The sequence below is a fragment of the Vibrio sp. 1CM8B genome (assembly GCF_023161685.1).
GTDB classification, from domain to species: Bacteria; Pseudomonadota; Gammaproteobacteria; order Enterobacterales; family Vibrionaceae; genus Vibrio; species Vibrio coralliirubri.
Genome location: NZ_JALNTU010000001.1, coordinates 713,661 through 736,002, shown reverse-complemented (window position 1 = coordinate 736,002; position 22,342 = coordinate 713,661). Strand labels below are relative to the sequence as shown.

Annotated in this window: 18 protein-coding genes; 6 read left to right on the top strand and 12 right to left on the bottom strand. The window is 46.8% G+C overall.

What is annotated here, in order from left to right:
- Positions 1-59: 59 nt before the first annotated feature.
- The gene (locus tag MSG36_RS03120; RefSeq protein WP_248366198.1) at positions 60-1,421 is read left to right on the top strand and encodes an 8-oxoguanine deaminase; all 1,362 of its coding nucleotides are present in this window, start codon (positions 60-62) and stop codon (positions 1,419-1,421) included.
- A 98-nt stretch (positions 1,422-1,519) separates the two neighbouring features.
- Here MSG36_RS03120 and MSG36_RS03115 read toward each other — a convergent pair whose 3' ends face one another.
- The 8 genes from MSG36_RS03115 to gcl all read right to left on the bottom strand — a co-directional run bounded on the left by MSG36_RS03115 (position 1,520) and on the right by gcl (position 13,250).
- Entirely contained in the window at positions 1,520-2,956 is a 1,437-nt protein-coding gene (locus tag MSG36_RS03115; protein ID WP_248366195.1) for an amidohydrolase, read from the bottom strand.
- A 212-nt stretch (positions 2,957-3,168) separates the two neighbouring features.
- Positions 3,169-6,195: an efflux RND transporter permease subunit gene (locus MSG36_RS03110; protein ID WP_248366192.1), complete on the bottom strand. Its 3,027-nt coding sequence runs from the start codon at positions 6,193-6,195 to the stop codon at positions 3,169-3,171.
- Positions 6,196-6,197: 2 nt separating this feature from the next.
- Complete coding sequence (locus tag MSG36_RS03105) at positions 6,198-7,022, bottom strand: efflux RND transporter periplasmic adaptor subunit (protein ID WP_248366189.1); 825 nt, start codon at positions 7,020-7,022, stop codon at positions 6,198-6,200.
- Positions 7,023-7,373: 351 nt separating this feature from the next.
- Positions 7,374-7,988, bottom strand: a complete 615-nt coding sequence (locus MSG36_RS03100; RefSeq protein ID WP_248366186.1) for a TetR/AcrR family transcriptional regulator — start codon at positions 7,986-7,988, stop codon at positions 7,374-7,376.
- Between the two features lie 163 nt (positions 7,989-8,151).
- The gene (locus tag MSG36_RS03095; RefSeq protein ID WP_059018098.1) at positions 8,152-9,462 is read right to left on the bottom strand and encodes a glycerate kinase; all 1,311 of its coding nucleotides are present in this window, start codon (positions 9,460-9,462) and stop codon (positions 8,152-8,154) included.
- 187 nt (positions 9,463-9,649) lie between these two features.
- Positions 9,650-10,546: a 2-hydroxy-3-oxopropionate reductase gene (locus MSG36_RS03090; RefSeq protein ID WP_248366184.1), complete on the bottom strand. Its 897-nt coding sequence runs from the start codon at positions 10,544-10,546 to the stop codon at positions 9,650-9,652.
- Between the two features lie 37 nt (positions 10,547-10,583).
- Entirely contained in the window at positions 10,584-11,360 is a 777-nt protein-coding gene (gene hyi / locus MSG36_RS03085) for a hydroxypyruvate isomerase (RefSeq protein WP_048611853.1), read from the bottom strand.
- A 117-nt stretch (positions 11,361-11,477) separates the two neighbouring features.
- The gene (gene gcl / locus MSG36_RS03080; RefSeq protein WP_248366182.1) at positions 11,478-13,250 is read right to left on the bottom strand and encodes a glyoxylate carboligase; all 1,773 of its coding nucleotides are present in this window, start codon (positions 13,248-13,250) and stop codon (positions 11,478-11,480) included.
- 313 nt (positions 13,251-13,563) lie between these two features.
- Between gcl and aceB the strand changes: the two genes are divergently transcribed.
- Positions 13,564-15,189, top strand: a complete 1,626-nt coding sequence (aceB, locus tag MSG36_RS03075) for a malate synthase A (RefSeq protein ID WP_248366180.1) — start codon at positions 13,564-13,566, stop codon at positions 15,187-15,189.
- A 101-nt stretch (positions 15,190-15,290) separates the two neighbouring features.
- Positions 15,291-15,731: a heme-binding protein gene (locus tag MSG36_RS03070; protein WP_008220964.1), complete on the top strand. Its 441-nt coding sequence runs from the start codon at positions 15,291-15,293 to the stop codon at positions 15,729-15,731.
- Between the two features lie 99 nt (positions 15,732-15,830).
- Here MSG36_RS03070 and MSG36_RS03065 read toward each other — a convergent pair whose 3' ends face one another.
- Positions 15,831-16,313 (bottom strand): MarR family transcriptional regulator, encoded by a 483-nt coding sequence (locus tag MSG36_RS03065; protein WP_017054932.1) that lies wholly within the window; start codon positions 16,311-16,313, stop codon positions 15,831-15,833.
- 123 nt (positions 16,314-16,436) lie between these two features.
- On the opposite strand from MSG36_RS03065, the gene MSG36_RS03060 reads away from it, so the two are divergent.
- Complete coding sequence (locus MSG36_RS03060) at positions 16,437-17,330, top strand: DMT family transporter (RefSeq protein ID WP_248366178.1); 894 nt, start codon at positions 16,437-16,439, stop codon at positions 17,328-17,330.
- A gap of 331 nt (positions 17,331-17,661) precedes the next feature.
- Positions 17,662-18,576 (top strand): DMT family transporter, encoded by a 915-nt coding sequence (locus MSG36_RS03055; protein WP_248366176.1) that lies wholly within the window; start codon positions 17,662-17,664, stop codon positions 18,574-18,576.
- 108 nt (positions 18,577-18,684) lie between these two features.
- Here the strand turns inward: MSG36_RS03055 and MSG36_RS03050 are convergent, their stop codons facing one another.
- From MSG36_RS03050 to MSG36_RS03040, 3 genes are read right to left on the bottom strand one after another with little or no spacing between them, the layout of a single operon-like run.
- A complete protein-coding gene (locus MSG36_RS03050) occupies positions 18,685-19,866 on the bottom strand; it encodes an MFS transporter (protein ID WP_248366174.1) in 1,182 nt (393 codons plus the stop codon).
- Positions 19,856-20,968, bottom strand: coding sequence for a phosphotransferase (locus tag MSG36_RS03045; RefSeq protein WP_248366171.1), 1,113 nt, complete (start codon positions 20,966-20,968; stop codon positions 19,856-19,858). The genes MSG36_RS03050 and MSG36_RS03045 overlap by 11 nt, the downstream gene beginning before the upstream one ends.
- Positions 20,969-20,979: 11 nt before the next feature.
- Positions 20,980-21,264, bottom strand: a complete 285-nt coding sequence (locus MSG36_RS03040; RefSeq protein ID WP_048611915.1) for a GNAT family N-acetyltransferase — start codon at positions 21,262-21,264, stop codon at positions 20,980-20,982.
- A 274-nt stretch (positions 21,265-21,538) separates the two neighbouring features.
- Between MSG36_RS03040 and MSG36_RS03035 the strand changes: the two genes are divergently transcribed.
- Positions 21,539-22,285, top strand: coding sequence for a flagellar brake protein (locus MSG36_RS03035; protein WP_017065025.1), 747 nt, complete (start codon positions 21,539-21,541; stop codon positions 22,283-22,285).
- Positions 22,286-22,342 lie beyond the last annotated feature (57 nt).

Genomic DNA, 22,342 nt, shown 5'->3' with positions numbered 1-22,342 from the left:
AAATACCAAATAAAGACCCTCTTCCCTGAAAAGGCTGAGATGGCTAAGGACTACTATGAATGGAAACCATCTGGATTAAGAATCCTCTCGCAATCTACACTGGCTCACACGCTGATGCAGAAGGCGGCATTGTCATTAAAGGTAATAAAGTCATTGAATTGGTTGGCAAACACAAAGAGCCAACCTTACCCGTAGATTACAGCGTCGACGCCTCTCGTCATGTTGTGACTCCTGGGCTTATCAATGCGCACCACCACTTCTACCAAACCCTGACGCGTGCCTACCCCGGCGCACTCAATAAAGAACTCTTCCATTGGCTACAAAGCCTCTACCCGGTTTGGGCCAACCTCGATTCTGAGATGATGAGCCTAGCTACAGAGCTGGCGCTGGTTGAATTAATGATGTCGGGCTGTACTACCGCATCTGATCACCACTACTTGCTACCTAATGGGCTTGAGCACGCTATTGATTTACAAGTCGAGGCCGCAGAGAAGCTGGGCGTTAGAGCCATATTCACACGTGGTTCAATGAGTCTTGGGGAAGATGAAGGTGGGCTACCTCCACGACACACCATTCAAACCGAACAAACCATCATTGATGACAGCCAGCGCTTGATTCGTGATTACCACCAGCGTGATGAAGGCGCGATGATTCAAATCGCACTCGCGCCTTGTTCGCCGTTCTCAGTCACTACCGATCTAATGAAAGAGACCGCCAAGATCAGTGAGCGTGAGAACGTCATGATGCATACGCACCTATGCGAAACGCTTGATGAAGAAGACTTCTGTATTGAGAAGTTTGGTCTACGCCCTGTCGATTACCTAGAAGATGTAGGCTGGCTGAATGAGCGCACTTGGCTCGCACATGGTATTCACTTCAACCCAGAAGAGATCAAGCGTTTGGGTAAAGCAGGAATAGGTATCAGCCACTGCCCGACGTCCAACATGATGCTAGCTTCTGGTATTTGTAAGAACAACGATCTTGAAGCCGCTGGCGTTAAAGTCGGCCTAGGTGTGGATGGTTCGGCCTCCAATGACGGCTCAAATATGATTGCCGAAGTGCGTATGGCGATGTATCTACAACGTCTGCAATATGGCTCGGCAAACGTATCTCACTTCGACGCACTGCGCTGGGCAACATCAGGCTCCGCACGAGCGATGGGCAGAACCGACATTGGAACGCTAGAGGTCGGTAAACAAGCCGACATCGCGATGTTCAAGCTCGATGATATTCGTTTCTCTGGTAGCCACGACCCACTGGCTGCACTACTACTTTGTGGTGCTCAACAAGCGGATAAAGTGATGGTAGCCGGAAAATGGCGAGTGAATGATGGTGCTGTGATTGGCGTAGACATGGAGCAACTGATGCACCGCCACCACGCTGCCGCAATGAAGCTTGGTAAGTTGGCGATGAATAACTAGAGTTTCGATATTTTGAACTCACTGAAAACAAAAGGCCGACTTAATGTCGGCCTTTCTTGTTTATTCATTCTATTCGATTTTAGAATCCGATTTATGTCTTAATCCATCAAGCTCTTAGACTTAATCGCTTTCTTAGAAAGCTCTTTCGCGAACTCAGTGATGTCTGCTTCGAATTCATCGACGCTTTGGCGGATTTCATCCAATTGAACCGTCTGCATCACGCGGTTTTCCATTACGATTTGGCCGTTAACAATCGTGGTGTCGATGTTGCTTGGGTTCGCTTGGTAAACCAATGTCGCGTATGGATCGTAACTTGGCATCATATTCGCCGATTGTGTCTCTACAATCACGATATCTGCTTTCTTACCCACTTCAAGAGAACCAATTTGGTCTTCCATGTGTAAGGCTTTTGCACCACCTAATGTCGCCATCTCAATGACTTGCTCAGGGATCATGATGGTACGATCTGAATGCTTTAAGCGTTGCATGTTAGCTGCGTAACTTAGAGTACGCATGATATCGACTTGGTTAGAGCTCATTGGGCCATCTGTTCCCAAGCCAATTCGCATGTCAGCACGATACATCTCCCAAGCAGGTGCGATTCCCGTCGCGCCTTTAGCGTTCGCCATTGGGTTGTATGAGATACCCGCGTCAGCTTGCTTGAGAAGCTTTTGGTCGTTCTCTGAAAGGTGGATACCGTGAGCAATCACTACGCGCTCGTCTAGCACACCAATTTCATCCATGTATTCGACTGGCGACGTTGCTTTAGTTTCATCTTTGATGCGCTTTTCTTCATTAGGGAATTCAGCAACGTGAATCAGCACCGGCACATCGTATTGAGCAGACAGCTTGTTGATTTCTTGCAGCTTATCTTTGCTCACGGTGTACACCGCATGTGGTGCATAAGCAGGTGTGATTAGCTCATCGTTTTTATACTGCTCAATAAAACCTTTGGCGTATTCAATACCGCCGTAAGGTTCTTTGGCATCGACCACAGGGAACTTAATCACGGTTTCACCAAGCACGGCGCGTAAGCCGACTTCTTTGGTCGCCTTGGCCATTTCGTCCATGTGGTAATACATATCGGCGTAAGTGGTTACACCGCTCTGTGCCAATTCGATAGAGCCAAGCTTAGTCGCGTTGTAAATCAGCTCACGGCTTAGCTTTTCGGCTTCGAGTGGGAAGAAGTAAGCGAACAGACGATTCGAAATGCCTTCTTCGCCTAAGCCACGAAACGCAATCATCGGTAAATGGTTGTGCGCGTTCACCATACCCGGCATGACGATTCCATCTTGAGCATCAATTACTTTTTCAGCGCGGTATTGAGTGATCAAATCCTCGTTACCGACTGCGATAATCTGGTCGTCTTTCACCACTACCACACCGTCTTCAATCACATCCATTTCTGAATTGATGGTGAGAACCTGTCCGTTGGTGATGATCAGATCGGCGTTGTATGTTTGAGTTGCCACTGTCGAACCACAGCCAGCCAGTAAAACTGCGCTGATGGTGCATGCCAAGCTTTTAAGCGTCATTGCTAAACCTATATGTTGTGCGTGTAATATTGTTAGCAGGTTAGCCTTTTCCTTTAAAAAAGAGCACCGCTAAATTTTTGCGACACTATAACCTTACATTTAAATAAAATGGCATACCTAATCGAGCCAAATTCAAGATAAATGAGTTATTGCACAACAGGTCACAAAATCGTGCTTCACGAACCTTTGTGATTAGCCTTGAGCTCAGCTTGTCAACTGCTCTTCGCTCGTTCAGCCGAACCTTTAGAAAAGAACAACGCATACATGGCTGGAATCACCAAAAGTACGACTGGCAATGAGAACAGCAGGCCATAGCCCAGCGTAAGCGACATTGGCCCCATAAACACGTCCGTTCCGCCTAACCCATACGCCAGAGGAAGTAAGCCAGCAACCGTGGTCACTGATGTCATCACAATCGGGCGCAGGCGACTGGCCGCGGCTTGAGTTACTGCGTCTATTGCCTCTAAACCTTCGGTTCTTAGCTCGTTGATTCGGTTAATCAGCACTAGTGAGTTGTTGACCACCACGCCTGTCATGCCGAGAACACCAATCAAACCAAACAAAGACATCGACTGCATGTGAATCACGAGTGCCATCAATGACGCCATGATCGCAAACGGGATAACCGCCATAATAAGCAGTGGTTGCAACAGTGAATTGAACATCACCGCCAACACGAAATAGATAGCCACCATCGCCGCAGGGAACACCACCATAAAGCCACTCATGGTTTCGTTGGTGCTTTCTGCTTCGCCGCCAACGCTGATGGTCACGTTCGATGGGTATTGACCATTGAGCTCTGTGACTAGCTCATCGGATAACGCGACAGGGCTAATGCTCTCGTCAGATAAAGCCGCTGATACCGTCACTTCACGCTCCCCGTTGTAATGCTTAATCAGACGGGGGATTTCTATCTGTTCAACCGTTGCTAATCTACTCAGCGGTACTTGCTGCCCCCCTGCAGTGTAGATTTTTGTCGTTTTCAGTTTCTCGATATCGCGAAATTGCTCATCCAGTACCACACGAATATCGACCTCTTGATCACCAAGCCAAGTGGATGTCACGCTGTTACCATCAAAGCCGACTCGCAGTGCATTCGATAAGTCACTCACCGTTAAGTTGTATTTCGCTAGCCAGTGATATTGAGGAACAATATTCAGCTGAGGATCTTTCAGTGCTTCGCTGTGATTGACGCTTGTCACTCCTTGGTAATCTTTTAGCCAAGCCATCACCAAATCCACGGTTTGATTGCGTTCGCTCTCGGTTCCGCCAAGTACTCGAACCTCGACAGGCTCACCGGGAGGCGGACCACCAGCATCAATTGAGAACTTAATAAACATACCTTCAGACACCACTTTCAACTCTTCATTAAGTGCCGCAATAATCTGTTCTGCTGAACGGCTGCGCTGGTCAAAGTTCGTTAAATTAATGACGCCTTGCGACACCGGTGATGAGTAAACCAATTCATAGCTAACCAGTTCCGTTTCCGGCAGGGATTCGATCGCTTGCTCTATCGACAGATGGGCTTCTCGCACCTTGCTTAGCGGCGTGCCTGCCTTCACTTCGGTGTACACCTCAATGTATTTACCCGCTTCTGTCGGGAAGATATCCACTTTCAACGAAGACACCAAAAAGCCAGAAACGGCGAAGCCAACCAACGCCAATGCAATCACTGACTTCTTGTAGTTCAGGGCGAAATTGAGCAGCGAACGATAGTGGTTCGTTATCCATTCAAATCGATCCTTTTCTTGAGATTCTTGGTTGCTCTCTTTCGCAGAAGCCAAGTGTGCAGGCAGCGTCAGCGTACATTCAATGAATGAGAACACGAGCGCTGCGATTACGGTAATCGGAATCACCGCAACCGCCTTGCCCATAGTGCCCGGAATAAACATCATTGGGATAAACACCAAAGCCGTGGTCACTAGGCTCGCCATCAATGGCTTGATCACCTTTAGCGTCCCCGACACCGCAGCATCGACACCTTTCTTGCCCGCTTCTTTTTCTTGAAAAATACTTTCCGCGATGATCACCGAGTCATCAACGATAATACCGATCACCAACAACAGTGCAGCCAATGTGATGCTGTCTAAATTCAGCCCCATAATCGGCAAAACGATCATCACACCGAACACACAAAACGGGATAGAAACCGACACCCAAAAGGCGATGCGACGTTGCAGAATCATGCTCAAGATCAGCAAAACCAACACCAGACCGATTGCACCATTGGTGGCTACAATCGAAAACTTCTCGCCCATATCTTTACCAAGATCGAGGCTGGTCTGGAAGATGAATTGATCACCAATACGTTCGCTTTCTTTGGCTAACATAGCCTTGATACTATCGATGGTAGCAGTCACATCGGCGCTGCCACTGTTTGTGATTGAGAAGATCACCGCCAGTTTCCCGCTCAAAACAGGATCTTCAGTTGCGCGCGCAAAGGTATCAATCACCGTTGCCACATCAGACACACGCACAACCTGACCAGAATCCAGCGCCTTGATTACGATGTCAGAAATATCACTAGTAGACGCGACTTTGGTCATGGTGACGATCTTCTGCTCTTGGCTCCACGACTCTACAAAACCACCCGATTGCGATAGGTTGTGTTGTTCTATCGCGGTACTGACGTCATTGAAGGCAACTTGGTAACGACGTGCTTTTTCCGGGTCAACTTCAACCCAAAACTCTCGATCGTTAAAGCCAGAAAGCTTGATAGCACCAACGCCACCCAGGTTGTTGATTCTCTTTTCTAACTGATACGCGTAATGCTGTAATGAAGCGGGATCGGTGTTGCTGTCTGATAGGCTCACGCCAAAATGGTACACATCCAAAGAAGAGGTTTTCTGCTGAGTCACAACCGGTGGCGTATCTATATCTTTCGGTAGGTTTCCGACTCGATCGGCCGCTTGCTGAATATCTCGCAAGATCACTGCTGAGTCTTCACCGGGTAGATATTCGACCTCGATAAAAGAGCGCCCTTCTGATGATTCAGACGAAAAATAGGCAATGCCATCCACTGAGCGAAGTTCTTTCTCTATCGGGTTGGTGATGTTGAGTTCAATGTCTTGAGCCGTTGCACCGGGATAGATGGTTTCGATTTCCGCCGTGTCCATCGCAACATCGGGATACTCTTGTAAATTGAGCTGCATTAACGACATAGCACCCGTCAGCAACACCATTACCGTAATGATTCGAGCTAAAAATTGACGATTCGCGAAGTATGCTAAAAAGTTCATCTCTACTGCCCTTTACCTTGGATCGAGTTCGATGTTGCTTGAGCCGTTGTGATATTTTTCACCGCAAGATCTGTCGAGGCGTACACCGACATACCCGGCTTAAATTGATGACCTTGGTTGGTGATCTCGACCAAGACTGGGTAGGTCAAATTTTGCATCTCGACACCAATGCGCTGCACGTTCGCTTCCATCTTGAGTTCTGGGTTGGTTTCAGACCACACCACCACTTCCTGACCTACAGTGAAATGCTTTAAGTCATACTCACTCGCCATGAATGACAAGGTGACTTTATCAATGTTGACCACCTCATAGAGCAAATCACCTTCACTCACCCAAGCGCCTGATTGCGCAGGTTTGTTAGAGATATAACCCGAGATAAGAGACTCAATTTGCGTATTTTCGAGATCGACCTGAGATTGTTGATAGTCAATTTGAGCAACAGAAACAGCCGCTTTGGCACTAAGAAACTCGGCACGTGCTGTATCTAACTCTCCTATTGAAAGGCTGTTCTTTTTGATGAGTGCTTGATAGCGGTTATAGGTTGCTTTCCGTAATGCAAGATCCGCTTCTGCAAGCGCAAGATTGGCCTTCGCTTTGTTAACACTAAACTTAAAATCATCGGCTTTAATTTGAGCAAGTAGTTGCCGTTGGTTTACAGCATCTCCCACTTCAAGGTTATTCATCTCAACAACGCCAGGCACCTCAGCCACAATACTGTGTTTGTTCAACCCTTGAACATGGCCGATCAGCTCTGTTGCTTGAACTGTTGATACTTGAGTTGTAAAAACTCCGAGAAGTGCTGCAAGCGCGATGATTTTAGTTTTCATAATTCGACCCTCACCTATTGATGTGATCTATTATTGAACTGGCTTTGTCGAATTAAAGTCAAAGTCGATGCTAGATTTATAAAAAATTTGATGAAATTTCATTTTTTTGATCAACGCTATCCATTAGAGATAAATTCGACATGATTTTAGGTTGGCTACATTTTGGGATAGGGGCAGGTCTTTGGATCGGATAGAGGCTTGAACGCAGTCGTATTTTGGTTGTTGAAGACAATATCGAACGACAACGCATTATTGCCGATTTATAAAGGTCACTCTTCCATAAAGCAACGCATACAAAAAAGGACATCGAGTGATGTCCTTATTTTTATGAAATTGAGTTCGACTAGCTAACTAAGCTTTTCCTTTCACACCACAGCCTTTAATCACTAACTGGGTGATAAACTCAGCGGCTTCTTCGTAGTCTTTATCATCGAGCTGCTCTTTCTGCATTACACTGCAAATCTGCCATCCAAAGTCGGCGTAAGTTTGAGTGGCCGCCCAAATGGTAAACATCAAGTGGTGTGCGGGGACATCGTCCATTAGACCTTGCGCCGACCAAGTTGAGAACTTATCGAGGATCATCTGGGATTGTTTATACAGCTCGTCACCGATCTCTTTTGGTAACACTTTCGCGCCAGACATCACTTCATTGGCAAACACTTTAGAGGCGTGTGGATGGTCGCGAGAAATGATCAGCTTGGTTTGAATATATTGAGACAAGGCTTCAACAGGATCGCTGAGTTCTTCAATCGGACGAGACGCTTCTAGTAAGGGCTGAGTGACGGTTTCAAGCACAGCGTTGTAGAGCTTATCTTTAGAGCTGAAATAATAGAATACGTTAGGTTTGGGAATGTCGGCCGCTTTTGCGATATCGGCCATTTTTGTTGCGGCATAACCATGAGTGGCGAATTGTTCACACGCGACTTCGATGATTAAATCTTGATTCTTTTGTCTGATCCTAGACATATTGCATCCTTTACAGCTCGTTACTGAAATCATAGTAATCAACGTGCTTCATTAGTCCAGAAGATAATTTCAGAACTCAAGGTCACAGCATTGATAACAATAAAATGGTCGCTCTATTTGTTAAGAAGCGACCATTCCATACCCTGCGTTTGAACTGTCCAAATTAAAGAATCAATATCGCTCTGAAGTCATTCACGTTAGTCAACGTCGGGCCCGTGGTAAGAAGCACATCGACTTGCTTGAAGAAATCGTAACTGTTGTTGGCATCGAGGTAGTCTTGCGCTTTAAGCGACAGGCTCGAACCTTGTTGCCATGTTTGAGGTGTAATCCACGCACCCGCATTGTCTTCCACACCATCAATCCCGTCGGTATCGGCAGCCAATGCAAATATATTGTCTTGGCCTTTGAGCTCGTTATATAGGCTCAACAAGAACTCACAGTTACGCCCACCGCGACCATTGCCTTTAACGGTTACTGTGGTTTCGCCACCAGAAAGTATCACGCAAGGCGCCTCAAATGGGTGCTTATGATTGGCCACTTGCTTAGCCAGCGCAGCGTGAACCTTCGCGACATCTCGCGCTTCCCCCTCTATGCAATCACTCAACACATAAGCCGGAATGCCCAAGCCTTCAGCTTCTGCAGCAGCGGATTCCAATGCCGACATTGGTGTGGCGATAATATGGTGCTCGGCGTTTTTCCAACACGCGTCATCTGGTTTCACGGTTTCTGATTCTGGGTTGTTCAACCATTCAAATGCCGAAGGTGGTGTTTCAATTCGATAACGTTCCAGTATTGCCATCGCATCAAAGCGGGTGGTGGTGTCTGGTACGGTTGGGCCCGATGCAATCACACTGATGTCATCGCCCGGCACATCTGAAATCGCCAATGAGACGACTCTTGCTGGGTAAGCGGCCTTTGCTAGTCGCCCACCTTTGATTAACGATAAATGCTTACGCACACAGTTCATCTCATCAATAGCCGCGCCAGATTTAAGCAGTGCTTTATTGATTTGTTGCTTCTCTGCCAAGCTGATGTCACCACCGGGCAGACTTAACAAAGCAGAGCCGCCGCCAGACAATAGGCAAATAACCGTATCGTCAGCGCTCAAGTCACTCACCAATTGCAGCATACGTTGGCTTACTTCTAAGCCCATCGCATCCGGAACTGGGTGCGCCGCTTCAATCACCTCAATGTGTTCGCAAGGTGCGGTGTGCTCATAACGAGTCACCACTAAGCCTTCAAGATCACGCAGTGCAAGGTCTTGTTGTTTCTTTGCCTGCCAAACCGCTTCAAGCTCTGCTGCCATTGACGCGGCCGCTTTTCCTGCTCCTATCACCACAGTTCGCCCAGCTTGATTAGCAGAGCGGTAAAAAATATCTTGAGGAAGAAAAGGTTCGATGTGATTTTTAGGTAGCGCCTGATTAACAGCACTTGAGAAAAGGGTTTGCAGAAACTGCTTAGCATCAATGTCCATCAGCCACTCCTTAGTTGACGGAGAAAAAAAGAACCCCAATACAAGGCGAAAGGGTGCCTGCTAAGATCAAGTTGGAAAGGAACAACTTCAACCTTTGCCTCGTATCAGGAACGCGTATAAAAGGAGACGAAACTACGCGATTTATAAACAAACTGTTGGGCTACGAATCGATAGCAGCCCTAATTAATTAACGAATCGAGTGATCAGAACGTTTCTCAATCGCTTGGATAAGCGCAGAGTGGTCCCAACCTTCACCGCCCATTTCGGTGCACTCACCAAACAGCTCTTGAGCGTTAGCCGTATTCGGCAGCGCGACACCCAATTCTTGAGCGCCCGTTAGCGCAAGATTCAGGTCTTTCTGGTGAAGTGAGATTCTAAAGCCAGGGTCAAAGGTGCCTTCAACCATGCGCTCACCGTGCACTTCCAAGATCTTAGAGTTAGCAAAACCGCCTAGTAGCGCCTGACGAACTCGTGCTGGATCGGCACCGGCTTTCGAAGCAAAAACTAACGCTTCAGACACGGCTTCGATATTCAGAGCAACGATGATCTGGTTAGCCACTTTACACGTTTGACCTGCACCGTTATCACCCACCAGCGTGATGTTCTTACCCATGATTTCAAATAGCGGACGGGCTTTATCAAAGGCGTCTTGCTCACCGCCCACCATGATAGTCAGCGCTGCATTGATAGCGCCTACTTCGCCACCTGATACCGGAGCATCAAGGTATGAAGCGCCGCCTTCGTTGATTCGCGCTGCAATGGCTTTGGTCGCGATTGGCGAGATTGAACTCATATCGATAACCAGTTTTCCAGCAGCGCCACCGGCGGTAAGGCCTTGCTCTACGCCATTATCACCAAACAGGACGTCTTCCACTTGAGGTGTATTCGGCACCATTAGGATAATGACATCCGCCGCCTCTGCCGCTTCTGCGGGTGAATGGCAGACCGTTGCGCCTGCTGCCACAAGATCAGCAGGTGCTGCATTAAAGTGATCCGACAGAATCAAATCGTGACCTGCTTTTTGAAGGTTACTCGCCATAGGTTTCCCCATGATGCCAGTTCCGATAAATGCAATTTTAGACATGTTGTTCTCCTTAACGTTTGAGGGTTACCAGACGCAATTAACGGTACTGGTGTAGCCAACCAAGGCCTTCTGTCGTTGTTGTTTTCGGTTTGTATTCGCAGCCAACCCAGCCTTGATAGCCAAGCTCATCAAGATAATTGAGCACAAATGGGTAATTGATTTCTCCGGTCCCCGGTTCGTGTCGGCCTGGATTATCCGCCAGTTGCACGTGTGCGATTTGGCCAATATTTTGTTGCATGGTCGGCGTAAGATCGCCTTCCATAATTTGCATGTGATAAATATCGTATTGGATAGAAAGGTTATCGCTCCCTACCTCTTTGATGATCGCTTTGGCTTGTTCAGTCGTGTTCAAGAAGAAGCCCGGAATATCGCGAGTATTGATTGCTTCAATCACTAAGCTGATGCCTTCTGCTGCGAGTGCGTTCGCCGCGTAATGCAGGTTAATCACAAACGCCGATTGCGCGTCTTGTTGGGTCACACCTTGCGGAACAATCCCAGCCAAGCAATTCACTTGGGTACAACCGAGCGCTTTTGCGTAAGCGATGGCTTTAGGTACACCCGCTTGAAACTCTTCAACTCGCGCTGGGTCGACCGCAATACCACGGTCGCCAGCGTCCCAATCACCCGCAGGCAGGTTAAATAGCACTTGCTCTAGGTTATTAGCGTCGAGCTTTGTTTTGATTGCCTGAGCATCAAATGCGTAAGGGAAAAGGTATTCCACACCTTGAAAGCCAGCTTCTGCGGCAGCTTCAAAGCGATCCATAAAATCAACTTCCGTGAATAACATTGACAAGTTTGCTGCAAATTTTGCCATGACTCTGTCCTTATTCTTTATTTTTGAAAATCTGGTTATTTGTAGTGGAGCCTCGCTCTATTGGAGGCTTTTCCGTAGAGCTAAGCCTCAGCTCTACGGATAGACATGACTTAATGATTACTTGTACGCCAGCGCCGTTGGGGCATCGCCGCGGCTTTCGGCAAGCGGTTCAAATTCGTTGATAGCGTTGATCTCTACGCCCATCGCTATGTTGGTTACTCGCTCAAGAATCAGCTCAACAACCACTGGTACCTTATGCTTGTTCATCAGCTCTTTTGCTTGCTCAAACGCAGCGGCAATTTGCTCTGGTTCACGAACTCGAATCGCCTTACAGCCTAGGCCTTCAACAACCGCAACATGGTCAACACCGTAGCCTTCAAGCTCTGGCGCGTTCTGGTTATCAAACGCCAGTTGTACACAGTAATCGATATCAAATTGACGTTGCGCTTGGCGAATCAAGCCTAGGTATGAGTTGTTCACCAACACATGAATGTATGGCAAGTTAAATTGCGCGCCAACGGCCAGTTCTTCGATCATGAATTGGAAATCGTAGTCACCAGAGATAGCGACAATATCGCGATTTGGATCGGCCGCTCGTACGCCCAATGCAGCAGGTGTTGTCCAACCTAGCGGGCCTGCTTGACCACAGTTGATCCAGTTACGAGGCTTATAAACATGCAGGAACTGAGCGGCGGCGATTTGCGATAAACCAATGGTGCTCACATAACAAGTGTCACGACCAAATGCCTTGTTCATCTCTTCATAAACACGCATCGGTTTCATTGGTGCTTCGTCGAAATTGGTTTTACGCAGCATGGTCGATTTGCGTTCCTGACACTCACTTGCCCAAGCATTTCGGTTCGGCAACTTGCCTGCATCACGCCACTCTTGCGCCACTTCGATCATTAGCTCTAGTGCTGCTTTCGCATCAGAAACAATGCCTAAATCTGGACAAAACACGCGGCCGATTTGGGTTGGTTCAATGTCCACATGTACGAACTTTCGGCCTTCGGTGTAAACATCCACAGAGCCGGTATGACGATTTGCCCAGCGGTTACCGACACCAAACACAAAGTCAGAGTTGAGCATGGTTTCGTTACCGTAACGATGGGACGTTTGTAGCCCCACCATGCCCGCCATTAAGTCATGATCATCCGGGATCGATCCCCAACCCATTAAGGTTGGGATCACTGGCACACCGGTGATTTCGGCGAACTGTTGTAACAATTCAGATGCGCCAGCGTTAATCACGCCACCACCCGATACAATCAGCGGTTTTTCCGATTGAGACATCATGGTTAATGCTTTCTCAACCTGCGCGCGGGTTGCTTGTGGTTTGTAAGGTTCTAGCGGTTCATAGGTATCGATATCAAATTCAATTTCAGCCAGCTGAACATCAATCGGTAGATCAATCAGGATTGGACCCGGGCGACCCGAACGCATCAAATGAAAGGCTTTTTGGAATGCGCGTGGCACTTGTGCAGGTTCCAGCACCGTGGTTGCCCACTTAGTCACTGGTTTAGCGATAGATTCAATGTCGACCGCTTGGAAATCTTCTTTATGAAGACGAGCACGTGGCGCTTGGCCTGTGATGCATAGAATTGGAATCGAATCTGCAGTCGCAGAATAAAGACCCGTGATCATGTCCGTTCCCGCAGGACCAGAAGTACCAATACACACACCTATATTGCCTTGATTAGTGCGCGTGTACCCTTCAGCCATATGGGATGCACCCTCTACGTGACGAGCTAAGACGTGGTCGATTCCTCCGAGCTTTTTCATAGCCGCATACATAGGATTAATTGCTGCGCCGGGAACACCAAATGCGATGTCTACACCTTCACGTTTAAGCACCTCTACCGCTGCTTCAATCGCTTTCATAATTGCCATTCGAACCTCCAGTTCAGATTGTATACAATTAAACTAACTTTTGTGTACTATGAACCATCCTCGCCATTTATCAACCCCAAAATGAAACAATTTAGTTACATACCGCTGCCATCCTGAGTAAGCACCCACCCTGAAAAGCTTACAATTCATTGCTTTACATAAAATATCTTTACGTGAAAATAAATCACAAAAAGATCAAATGATAAATAAATGTTAAATACCCTTTGCTTGTTTACAATTTATGCAATATAAATATCCTTAAAAAGAGCATTTTGTATACAAAGTGACATCGTATTGTTCAAAGGAGACAACAATGATGAATGACGTAAAAGAGAGAGAAGAAGTACAGTGTATGCAGGTACTCGGGAATATGGACAACTCCGAGTACAAAGAGATCTTGTCTAAAGATGCATTAAAATTCTTAGAAGCTCTCGTCAATAAGTTTGGAGATCGCCGTCATGCCCTGCTAAGTGACCGCGACACAAAACAAGCTCAGTATGACGAGGGAGAGCTACCCAATTTCAGAAAAGACACCATTTCCATTCGTCAGAATAAAGAGTGGAAGGTGGCAACGCCTCCACCAGAACTGCTTGATCGCCGCGTAGAGATCACCGGGCCTATCGAAAGAAAAATGGTGATCAACGCGCTAAACTCAGGCGCGAAAGTCTTCATGTGTTGCTTTGAGGATGCGTCTTCCCCGACTTGGGCCAATATGGTCGAAGGGCAAATCAACCTAAGAGACGCTAACCTTGGCACCATTAGTTATTTCGATGAGAAGAAACAGAAGCGTTACCAATTAAACGACGATCCTGCACTGCTGATCGCTCGCCCACGAGGGATCCACCTTCCTGAGCAGTCCATTCAATTCAATAATCAGCCTATCGGCGGTTGCTTGATGGACTTCGCCTTATACTTTTTCCACAACTATCAATCACGTGCACAACAAGGTTTAGGGGTTTACTACTACATTCCAAAACTTGAAAGCATGGAAGAAGCACAATGGTGGGACGATATTTTCAGCTTCACCGAAAACTATTTCTATGTACCAAAAGGCACCATTCGCGCGACAGTATTGATCGAAACGCTACCAGCCGTGTTCCAGATGGAAGAGATCTTGTATGCAATGCGCGATCATATCGTAGCGATGAACTGCGGCCGTTGGGATTACATCTTCAGCTACATCAAAACGCTGAAGAACCATAAAGACCGCATCCTGCCAGATCGACACGGCATCGGCATGGATCAAGAATTCCTTAACGCCTACAGCCAACTGTTGGTGCGTACTTGTCACGCTCGCGGCGCACTGGCGATGGGTGGTATGTCAGCCTTTATTCCAGCGAAAGACCCGCAAGAGATGGCACGAGTGACGGCCAAAGTCATTGAAGACAAACAGAGAGAATCTCAAAACGGACACGATGGCACATGGGTCGCGCACCCTGCATTGGTTGATTTAGCGATGTCAATATTCGATAAGCACCTCGATGGCAAAGTAAACCAAATGGACTTCCAAAGCCCAGACCATGTGATCAATGCAGACTCTCTGCTAAAACCTTGTGAAGGCAGCCGCGACGAAGCCGGCGTTCGTAAGAATATCCGCATCGCGCTGTATTACATTGAGGCTTGGATCCAAGGCTACGGCTGTGTACCTATCTACGGCCTTATGGAAGATGCCGCGACCGCTGAGATCTCGAGAGCCAATATCTGGCAATGGATCCACCACGGGGTAACGCTCGATGATGGCCAAACCTTTACCAAATCACTATTCCACTCTTGGCTTTACCAAGAGCTAGACACCATAAAACATGAAGTCGGAGACTCGCGCTATGCAGCAGGTCGATTTGAAGAGACAGCCGATCTTTTCTATCAACTTTCTACAGCCGACGAGTTCGCTGCCTTCCTAACTTTACCCAGCTATGGGCTATTACAAGAGTCCAGTTAGGACTCTTGTACCGAGCTGAATCAGTCGATGATATTCACAACAAGAGTAATGATTGGCTGGCTTAGCTTGGTACATGGCCCCTTGAAAAACTAGGAGATAACATGGGAAGTTTGACTCTACAACAAGCGTTAACCATCATTGATGGCACCTTAAAAGCAGGAAACAAGATCCACACAGAACCTTTGACGGTCGCCGTCTTAGACAGCGGTGGCAAGCTGATTTCTCTGCAACGTCAAGACGGCTCTAGCATGATGCGACCAGACATCGCGATCGCTAAAGCATGGGGAGCACTCGCACTGGGCTGTTCCTCTAGAAAACTCGCCCAAGATGCTGACAACCGACCAGCATTTATCTCCGCCGTAAACGTACTCGCACACGGAAACATGGTGCCAGTGCCAGGGGGCCTACTGATTCGAGATAAGGACAAAACGGTACTTGGCGCGATTGGTGTCAGCGGTGACATCTCAGACATAGACGAGAGCTGCGCCATCAACGGGATTGGCTGCGCAGAATTGTTTAGCGACGAGATGCTGCAAGCTTAACTCGCCAATTAGCTGTACTTGAAGTTCTTAAACAAGAACAAAAAAACCGAAGCGATTAGGCTTCGGTTTTTTATTGAATCTAAAGGAATATCAGCAAAACTACTCGTACGCGCTCAACCATGTTTTCAGAAGTTGGTTGGTGTTCTTCTTCTGACTCGCAGACAATGATTTAACCAGTTTTTTCTGCATTTCGACATGTTCAGTCATCATTTGGTCAATCAGAATAAGACCATCTTTGGTTAACTGGACACTCACGCTGCGTCTGTCTTCTTTGCTGTGTTCACGGCTGATCAGCCCTTTGGCTTCTAGCTTATCAAGGCGATTAGTCATCGCGCCAGATGTCAGCATCATGGATCCAATCAGTTCTGATGGCGTCAGTCGGTAAGGCTTTCCAGAACGTCGCAACGTCGCCAGCACATCAAACTCACCCAGCTTCATGTCGTATTTTTTATGAAGCTCGGCAACTTGCGTCTCCATATACTTGGCAATACGCATAATCCGACCCATCATTGCCATAGGCTCAGTTTCTAGTTCGGGCTTTTCCTTTGCCCATTGCTCTACTACGCGGTCGATAGCATCCATTTGCAATCTCGCTCCGTTGTTAGTCTGATTACTTTAAACTAGTTTAACATAAAGATACTTTACAACCACTAGTTCTCAGTATACAGTTCACACAATAGTTATCTTAACGTAAAGATATTTTAAATGAACATATTATTAGCAATGATCCCCGCGTTCTTTTGGGGAACAACCTATGCAGTGACGCAATTTACGCTACAGGAGTGGCCACCATTATTATTGGGTGCTTTGCGTGCGTTGCCTGCTGGTTTGTTATTGCTAGCAGTAAAGCCAACACTGCCTAAAAAAGGCGAGTGGCAGATCATTTTCACACTGGGCCTTATCAATATTGCGACCTTCTTTGGCTTAATCTTCGTGATGGCGCTAACGCTGCCTTCGGCAATCTCTGGCGTGGGTATGATCTCTGTGCCAGTGTTCGCGATGATCTTCCACTGGGTAGTGAAAAAGCAACGCCCACATTTGATTCAAGCCTTGTCTGGTATTGGTTTGATCTCGTTGGCGTGGGTGCTATTTAACCCAAGCCAAATTGCTCTGAACCCAATCGGTTTAGGCGCAATGTTCGCCGCGATTATGTGTATCGTTATCGGCAGCAGCATTACTAAATCACTGGGTAATCGTATGCATTGGTGGAAGGTATTAACGTGGCAGCTGATTTTAGGCGGTACGATTTTGTCTATCGCGTCTGCCGTTCATGCATTCATCGACCCGCAGCCTTATGTTAACGCTGTCACTCATTTCGATTCTCGTAATGCTATGGGGCTATTGTGGGTGATTGGGCTGAACACAGCGCTGGGTTACGGCATGTATGTGTGGTTGCTACAACGTATGTCGGTGGTTGATTTCACCTTCGGTGGCATCGCAAACCCAGTGGCTGGCATCGTGACAGGCATGGTGTTAATGGGTGAATCATTCACAGCAGTACAATACTCGCTAATGACCGGCATGATAGTGATGTCGCTGCTGCCGCAACTTATTCTGGCAGTCAGGCAGTCCAAACAAGTTAAGCCTGTTACGCAATAGATACCGTCTCTTAAATATATTGATCAAAAACGCGCCTAATTGTAGGCGCGTTTTTTGTTGCTATGCTGATAGCAATAACCCAACAGCCATGCTCGCGAGTTGATTACTTCCTGAACAAAATTAGACCTCACAAAGAATAATGACTTTACTTAAGCTATCTAAAGTGAATTTATTTTCTATAAAATAATTACATTAGAGATTTTATTCCTACAAAAAACTCTAATTAGAGATAAAAAGGCAAAACTTTTCTCCGACTACCTTTCTATACTGTGCCACGTCATTAAGGCGCTACAAGCCTATGATCTAAAATAATTATTAATGAGTAGTCACCATGAATTCGAAGTCGCTAACTATCTTGCTTTTTGTCTCTGTTTGCTTAATTTGGGGAACCACTTGGTTCGCTATGGAAGTAGCATTGCATTCTATCCCACCTATTTTTGCTACTGCGTTGCGCTTTTTACTTGCAGCCCCTCTGCTTGCGGTATTGGCGAAAGTCTTCAACCAACCACTGCTGTTCCCTAAAGGTAAGCGCCAATGGCTGCTTATTGTTGCGTTGATGTATTTCGCGATTCCGTTTACGTTGATGATCTATGGCGAGCAATACATCTCTTCAGGTTTAGCGTCGATCATCTTCGCCAACATGCCTGTGGCTGTGATGCTGATGTCTGGCTTATTCTTAGGTCTACGACTGGCGAAGCACCAGATATTCGGTTTGATCGCTGCGGTTGTGAGTCTATGTTTGATCCTTGGCAACGAAATGCAGATGGGGGGCGACGACTACCTTATCGGCACAGTTTGCCTAGGCCTTGCGGTTGCGATTCACGCGGTGATGTACGTGTTGGTTCAAAAGCACTGTAAAGGCATCGAGGTACTAACTTACAACGCTGTGCCGAGTTTTATTGCTGCGATTTTCTTGTTTACTGTGTCGGCAGCAGGTGAAAACGTGAATGTTGAATCTTTCACTTGGGATTCAATTTCAGCTGTAGTTTATCTAGGTTTTGTGGCGAGTGTCGGTGGCATTGTGGCTTACTTTAAACTAGGGCAGGTTTCGACACCGTTCCAAGCATCAATTTGTTTCCTTATTTTCCCAGTGGTTGCGCTGCTGATCTCTTGTTACATCAATGGTGAAGTTCTATCTGAACAGTCTCTGCTTATGATGATCCCTCTACTTTGTGGCATCTTACTGACCAAGGCACCAAAGGGAATCTTCAAGTTACGCACAGGATTAAAAACCGTAAGAAGCTAATCCTACTGGAACCTATTTGATCGATTAGCTCTCTCGACCTAACACATATAAAAAAGCTCCAATATCGCTATTGGAGCTTTTTGTTTATCTCATCAGATTGAAACCAATTTAGCGCCAGCTGAACAACCGAACTTCATTGCCCTCTTCAGGCTTTTTAGGAATATTTAAAGACAGCGCCAAAGAAACCGCCGCCATCACTGCACCAATGTAAAAAACCGTTGCAGGGGAAGACAGCCAAATCACACCAAACACGACTGGAATAACAACCGCAGCAATATGGTTGATGGTGAAAGAGACACCAGCGGTTGATGCCATGTCTGCCGGGTCTGCGATTTTCTGGAAGTAAGTTTTGATCGCCAGCGCCAATGCGAAGAACAGGTGATCGACCACGTAAAGTGCCGCCGCCCATTCCGCGCTTTGCACCAAACCATAACCGACAAACACACCAATCAAACCCACATACTCGAAGATCAACGCTTTGCGCTCACCAACCACACCGATGAATCGTCCAATGCGTTTTGCAAACAAGAAGTTAAATAGGTAGTTAACCAAGAACAACAATGTGACGTCGGCCGCCGAATAACCGAACTTCTCTACCATCAAGAAGCCTGCAAATACGGTGAAGATTTGTCGTCTCGCGCCGCTCATAAACGTTAGCGCGTAGTAGAGCCAGTAACGCTTACGCAGTACCAACTTTTTATTCTGTGGCGTCTTGGTCTGAAACTCAGGGAAGCCAAAGGTCATCACCAAAACTAGAATAAAACCAATCCCGCCAGTAATACCGTACACCCAAGCAAAGTCGAGCTTCAGCTGTTCTAGCATCACCCAGATAGATCCGTAAGTGATTAAAGATGCCAGTGCGCCGACTGAGATCATCTTACCTAGCATCTCTGGCGCTTCTTCTTTGCTTAGCCATTGCAATGACAGAGATTGCTTCAGCGTTTCAAAATAGTGGAAACCCGTCGACATCAAAATAGTGGTAAGCAAAAGGCCTGTCAGTGAAGGGAATAAACCGGTAATCGCGGTGCCCACAGTGAGCATCGCCAGCGATATCAACATAAAGCGTTGCTCACGAATGAAGGCTAAAACAAACACCACCGTAAACGCTAAGAAGCCCGGAATCTCACGCACACTTTGCAGCAAGCCAATATCCGCACCATCAAAGTTCGCCTTCTCAATCACGAAGTTATTAAGCAAAGCCATCCAGCTCGAAAACGCGATCGGTACAACAATCGAAATCAGTAATAAAAAGTTTTGCGGCGTTTTCCAGCTCGCGGTTCTATCGAACATTGACGGACTCCTGTTCGTCTAATTGAGTGAGCACTCGTAAGGTCAACTGCTCAGTATAAGGGTTAATCTTCCAATGCTCTGGACTCCAGCCTTTTACGAAACGGTGGAAATCAGCCCACGCCACGTAAAACATGGGTCGCCATGCAGCTTCTATCTCATCGAATGAAAGGTGTGGCTGATAGTGCGTGAGTGCTTCTTTCAAGTGCTGGAAGTAAGCATTCAGGACTTCTGATTCAAGCTCTGAGCAATCTTGCGGCCTCACCGCACTGCTCATGAACAAGGCCACGTCTTTCATCGCACAGCCGTGACCCACATATTGGAAATCGACCGCAGCCGCGCGCTCGCTTTCAGAATCAAAACAAAAATTAGCGAGCTTGGCATCGCCATGGACCAAGGTCTGATATGGACATTCTTTTAATAAACGGTCGATGTGCTTGGCTTGGTTCTTCAATGGTAAATCAGCCAAGGCATTGAGCTCATCAGGACGTGTATCTAGATGCCAATAAGTACCGACGTGCCACAATGATGACGACTGTTGTTGATTGATATTGATGTGCTTTGCATGAAAGTTAGCAAGCCATTTAAGGCAAGCATCGCGTTGTTTTTGCTCTTCTCTTGTGTAACTAGATACCTGATAGTCAGAAGCAGCAAGCACATCAAACTGAGAGGTTAACGGAAAACCTATATCCGCTAAGTCTTGCATCACAATTAGCCACTCATTCTCTTCTTGTTCACATTGCAGCCCAACAGGTACAGGGCAGCGCTCATCCCATTGTTGGGTGAACGACTGATACCAAGCCGTTTCCACTTGGTAAGAGTGTACCTTTCGTTGGTGAGAGAGTTTGGTGTTCCAGCCTCTGGGGTGTTCGGCTTTATCTGGCAACGCGACATGTTTAACAATCACACTCTTGAGTTCAGCACGGCTTGCTTGAGAAAAGACCAAGCGAACTAACTCGCCATATCCACCCCATAGGCGTTGAATCACTTGGACATCAAATCCTTCATGACAACCCAATGAGGTCGCTATTTTTTGATAAAGCTGATTTTCTCTTGAGCTTGCTGTAGCTTGAGCTCGATTATTCGACGATATTGATTGAGACATATTACTCGTTGTTATGCTTTATCGGATAGAAGATGTGACCACTGTGTCTGCCTATTCATGTAGTGAACCACATAGCTACAAACCGGCACAATTTTGAAGCCCGCTTGTTCGATTTCAGGCAATACCGACTCCATCATCACCTTACCAAAGCCCTTGCCTTGCAGTTCATCTGGAATGCGTGTCGACGTGATATGTAGTACATCTCCGTCCTTTTGATACTTAACGACCGCGAACTGGTTGGGTTCTAGCTCTACCGTGATCTGGTTCACTTCTTGATCCCATTTTACTGCCTGCATTCTCAACTCCTGCAAATAATTGATACGACAAACAATAAAAGTTTGAAGTATGAGTTCCTTGTAATAGACTAACGCAAGTGCATATAAATAAAACTAAGTACTTACAAACACAGCAAATAATTCAGTGCAATCGGCTTAATATAAAATCAGCAATGATAAAAGGCACTCTATAAATCTATGTGAGTACGTCCACTTAATCTAGCACGTAATAACCCCTTGTTAGCAAGTTACCAATATAACTAACAGACGCATGTTGGCGCATGGAGAACATATAATGAACGCACCCCTGAAGAAGCCTTTGGAGCATAATCAGGCACTTCAAGACCCTCGTAATCGCACCGTTTCCACCATCAATAGCACTGATGCGCTGGCCATGATTGAGCACGGCAGTGAACTGACATTAAATGTCTCGACTCCCGTTGGCACGAAGTTTCTCGCCACTACCAAGTTTATCGGTACGCACAGTGATAACTGTATTGTGGTTGAGGTTCCCGAGGTATCCAATGAAGATCTGAACTTTTTCTTTCAAGAAGGTTTTTGGATGACCGCTCGTGCGTATTCTCTACGAGGTGAAGGCGCGCTTATCCACTTTAGAAGCCAAATTCACCACAAGATTGGTGAACCCTTCCCTATTCTTGTGCTTTCGACACCAAGCACGATGCAAGTGACTCAGCTGCGTAAAGAAACACGCTATGAAGTGAATCTGGCTTCAAGAATCATCTTCAATGACCAGCGAGCAAACTGTGAGATAAGAGACTTATCGAAAAGTGGTTGTCGTTTCGTTACCTCACCAACCTCCCGTGCGATTCAGATTGCCGATCGAGTGTCTATTGAGATAACCCCTGAGAACTACAATGGCCCATTGATTCCGCCATTGCGAGGCATCGTCTGTAATCTACAGAAATCGACGCACTACGCTCGATACGGTGTCGAATTTGATGATATTGGCCGAGCTAACGCCAAACACTTATTGGCCAAATTGAAGTTCGATGGCACCAAGCTCTGCTTGCGAAACGGGTAACGCCTTTTAACACGCGACTTTCACCGAATACAGCAAGCTGACCAAATACAAATAGCT

What these genes read in the sequence shown, in the direction of transcription:
- MSG36_RS03120 (WP_248366198.1), top strand. Translation starts at nt 60, where the DNA reads ATGGAAACCATCTGGATTAAGAATCCTCTCGCAATCTACACTGGCTCA.
- MSG36_RS03115 (WP_248366195.1), bottom strand. Translation starts at nt 2,956, where the DNA reads ATGACGCTTAAAAGCTTGGCATGCACCATCAGCGCAGTTTTACTGGCT.
- MSG36_RS03110 (WP_248366192.1), bottom strand. Translation starts at nt 6,195, where the DNA reads ATGAACTTTTTAGCATACTTCGCGAATCGTCAATTTTTAGCTCGAATC.
- MSG36_RS03105 (WP_248366189.1), bottom strand. Translation starts at nt 7,022, where the DNA reads ATGAAAACTAAAATCATCGCGCTTGCAGCACTTCTCGGAGTTTTTACA.
- MSG36_RS03100 (WP_248366186.1), bottom strand. Translation starts at nt 7,988, where the DNA reads ATGTCTAGGATCAGACAAAAGAATCAAGATTTAATCATCGAAGTCGCG.
- MSG36_RS03095 (WP_059018098.1), bottom strand. Translation starts at nt 9,462, where the DNA reads ATGGACATTGATGCTAAGCAGTTTCTGCAAACCCTTTTCTCAAGTGCT.
- MSG36_RS03090 (WP_248366184.1), bottom strand. Translation starts at nt 10,546, where the DNA reads ATGTCTAAAATTGCATTTATCGGAACTGGCATCATGGGGAAACCTATG.
- hyi (WP_048611853.1), bottom strand. Translation starts at nt 11,360, where the DNA reads ATGGCAAAATTTGCAGCAAACTTGTCAATGTTATTCACGGAAGTTGAT.
- gcl (WP_248366182.1), bottom strand. Translation starts at nt 13,250, where the DNA reads ATGGCAATTATGAAAGCGATTGAAGCAGCGGTAGAGGTGCTTAAACGT.
- aceB (WP_248366180.1), top strand. Translation starts at nt 13,564, where the DNA reads ATGATGAATGACGTAAAAGAGAGAGAAGAAGTACAGTGTATGCAGGTA.
- MSG36_RS03070 (WP_008220964.1), top strand. Translation starts at nt 15,291, where the DNA reads ATGGGAAGTTTGACTCTACAACAAGCGTTAACCATCATTGATGGCACC.
- MSG36_RS03065 (WP_017054932.1), bottom strand. Translation starts at nt 16,313, where the DNA reads ATGGATGCTATCGACCGCGTAGTAGAGCAATGGGCAAAGGAAAAGCCC.
- MSG36_RS03060 (WP_248366178.1), top strand. Translation starts at nt 16,437, where the DNA reads ATGAACATATTATTAGCAATGATCCCCGCGTTCTTTTGGGGAACAACC.
- MSG36_RS03055 (WP_248366176.1), top strand. Translation starts at nt 17,662, where the DNA reads ATGAATTCGAAGTCGCTAACTATCTTGCTTTTTGTCTCTGTTTGCTTA.
- MSG36_RS03050 (WP_248366174.1), bottom strand. Translation starts at nt 19,866, where the DNA reads ATGTTCGATAGAACCGCGAGCTGGAAAACGCCGCAAAACTTTTTATTA.
- MSG36_RS03045 (WP_248366171.1), bottom strand. Translation starts at nt 20,968, where the DNA reads ATGTCTCAATCAATATCGTCGAATAATCGAGCTCAAGCTACAGCAAGC.
- MSG36_RS03040 (WP_048611915.1), bottom strand. Translation starts at nt 21,264, where the DNA reads ATGCAGGCAGTAAAATGGGATCAAGAAGTGAACCAGATCACGGTAGAG.
- MSG36_RS03035 (WP_017065025.1), top strand. Translation starts at nt 21,539, where the DNA reads ATGAACGCACCCCTGAAGAAGCCTTTGGAGCATAATCAGGCACTTCAA.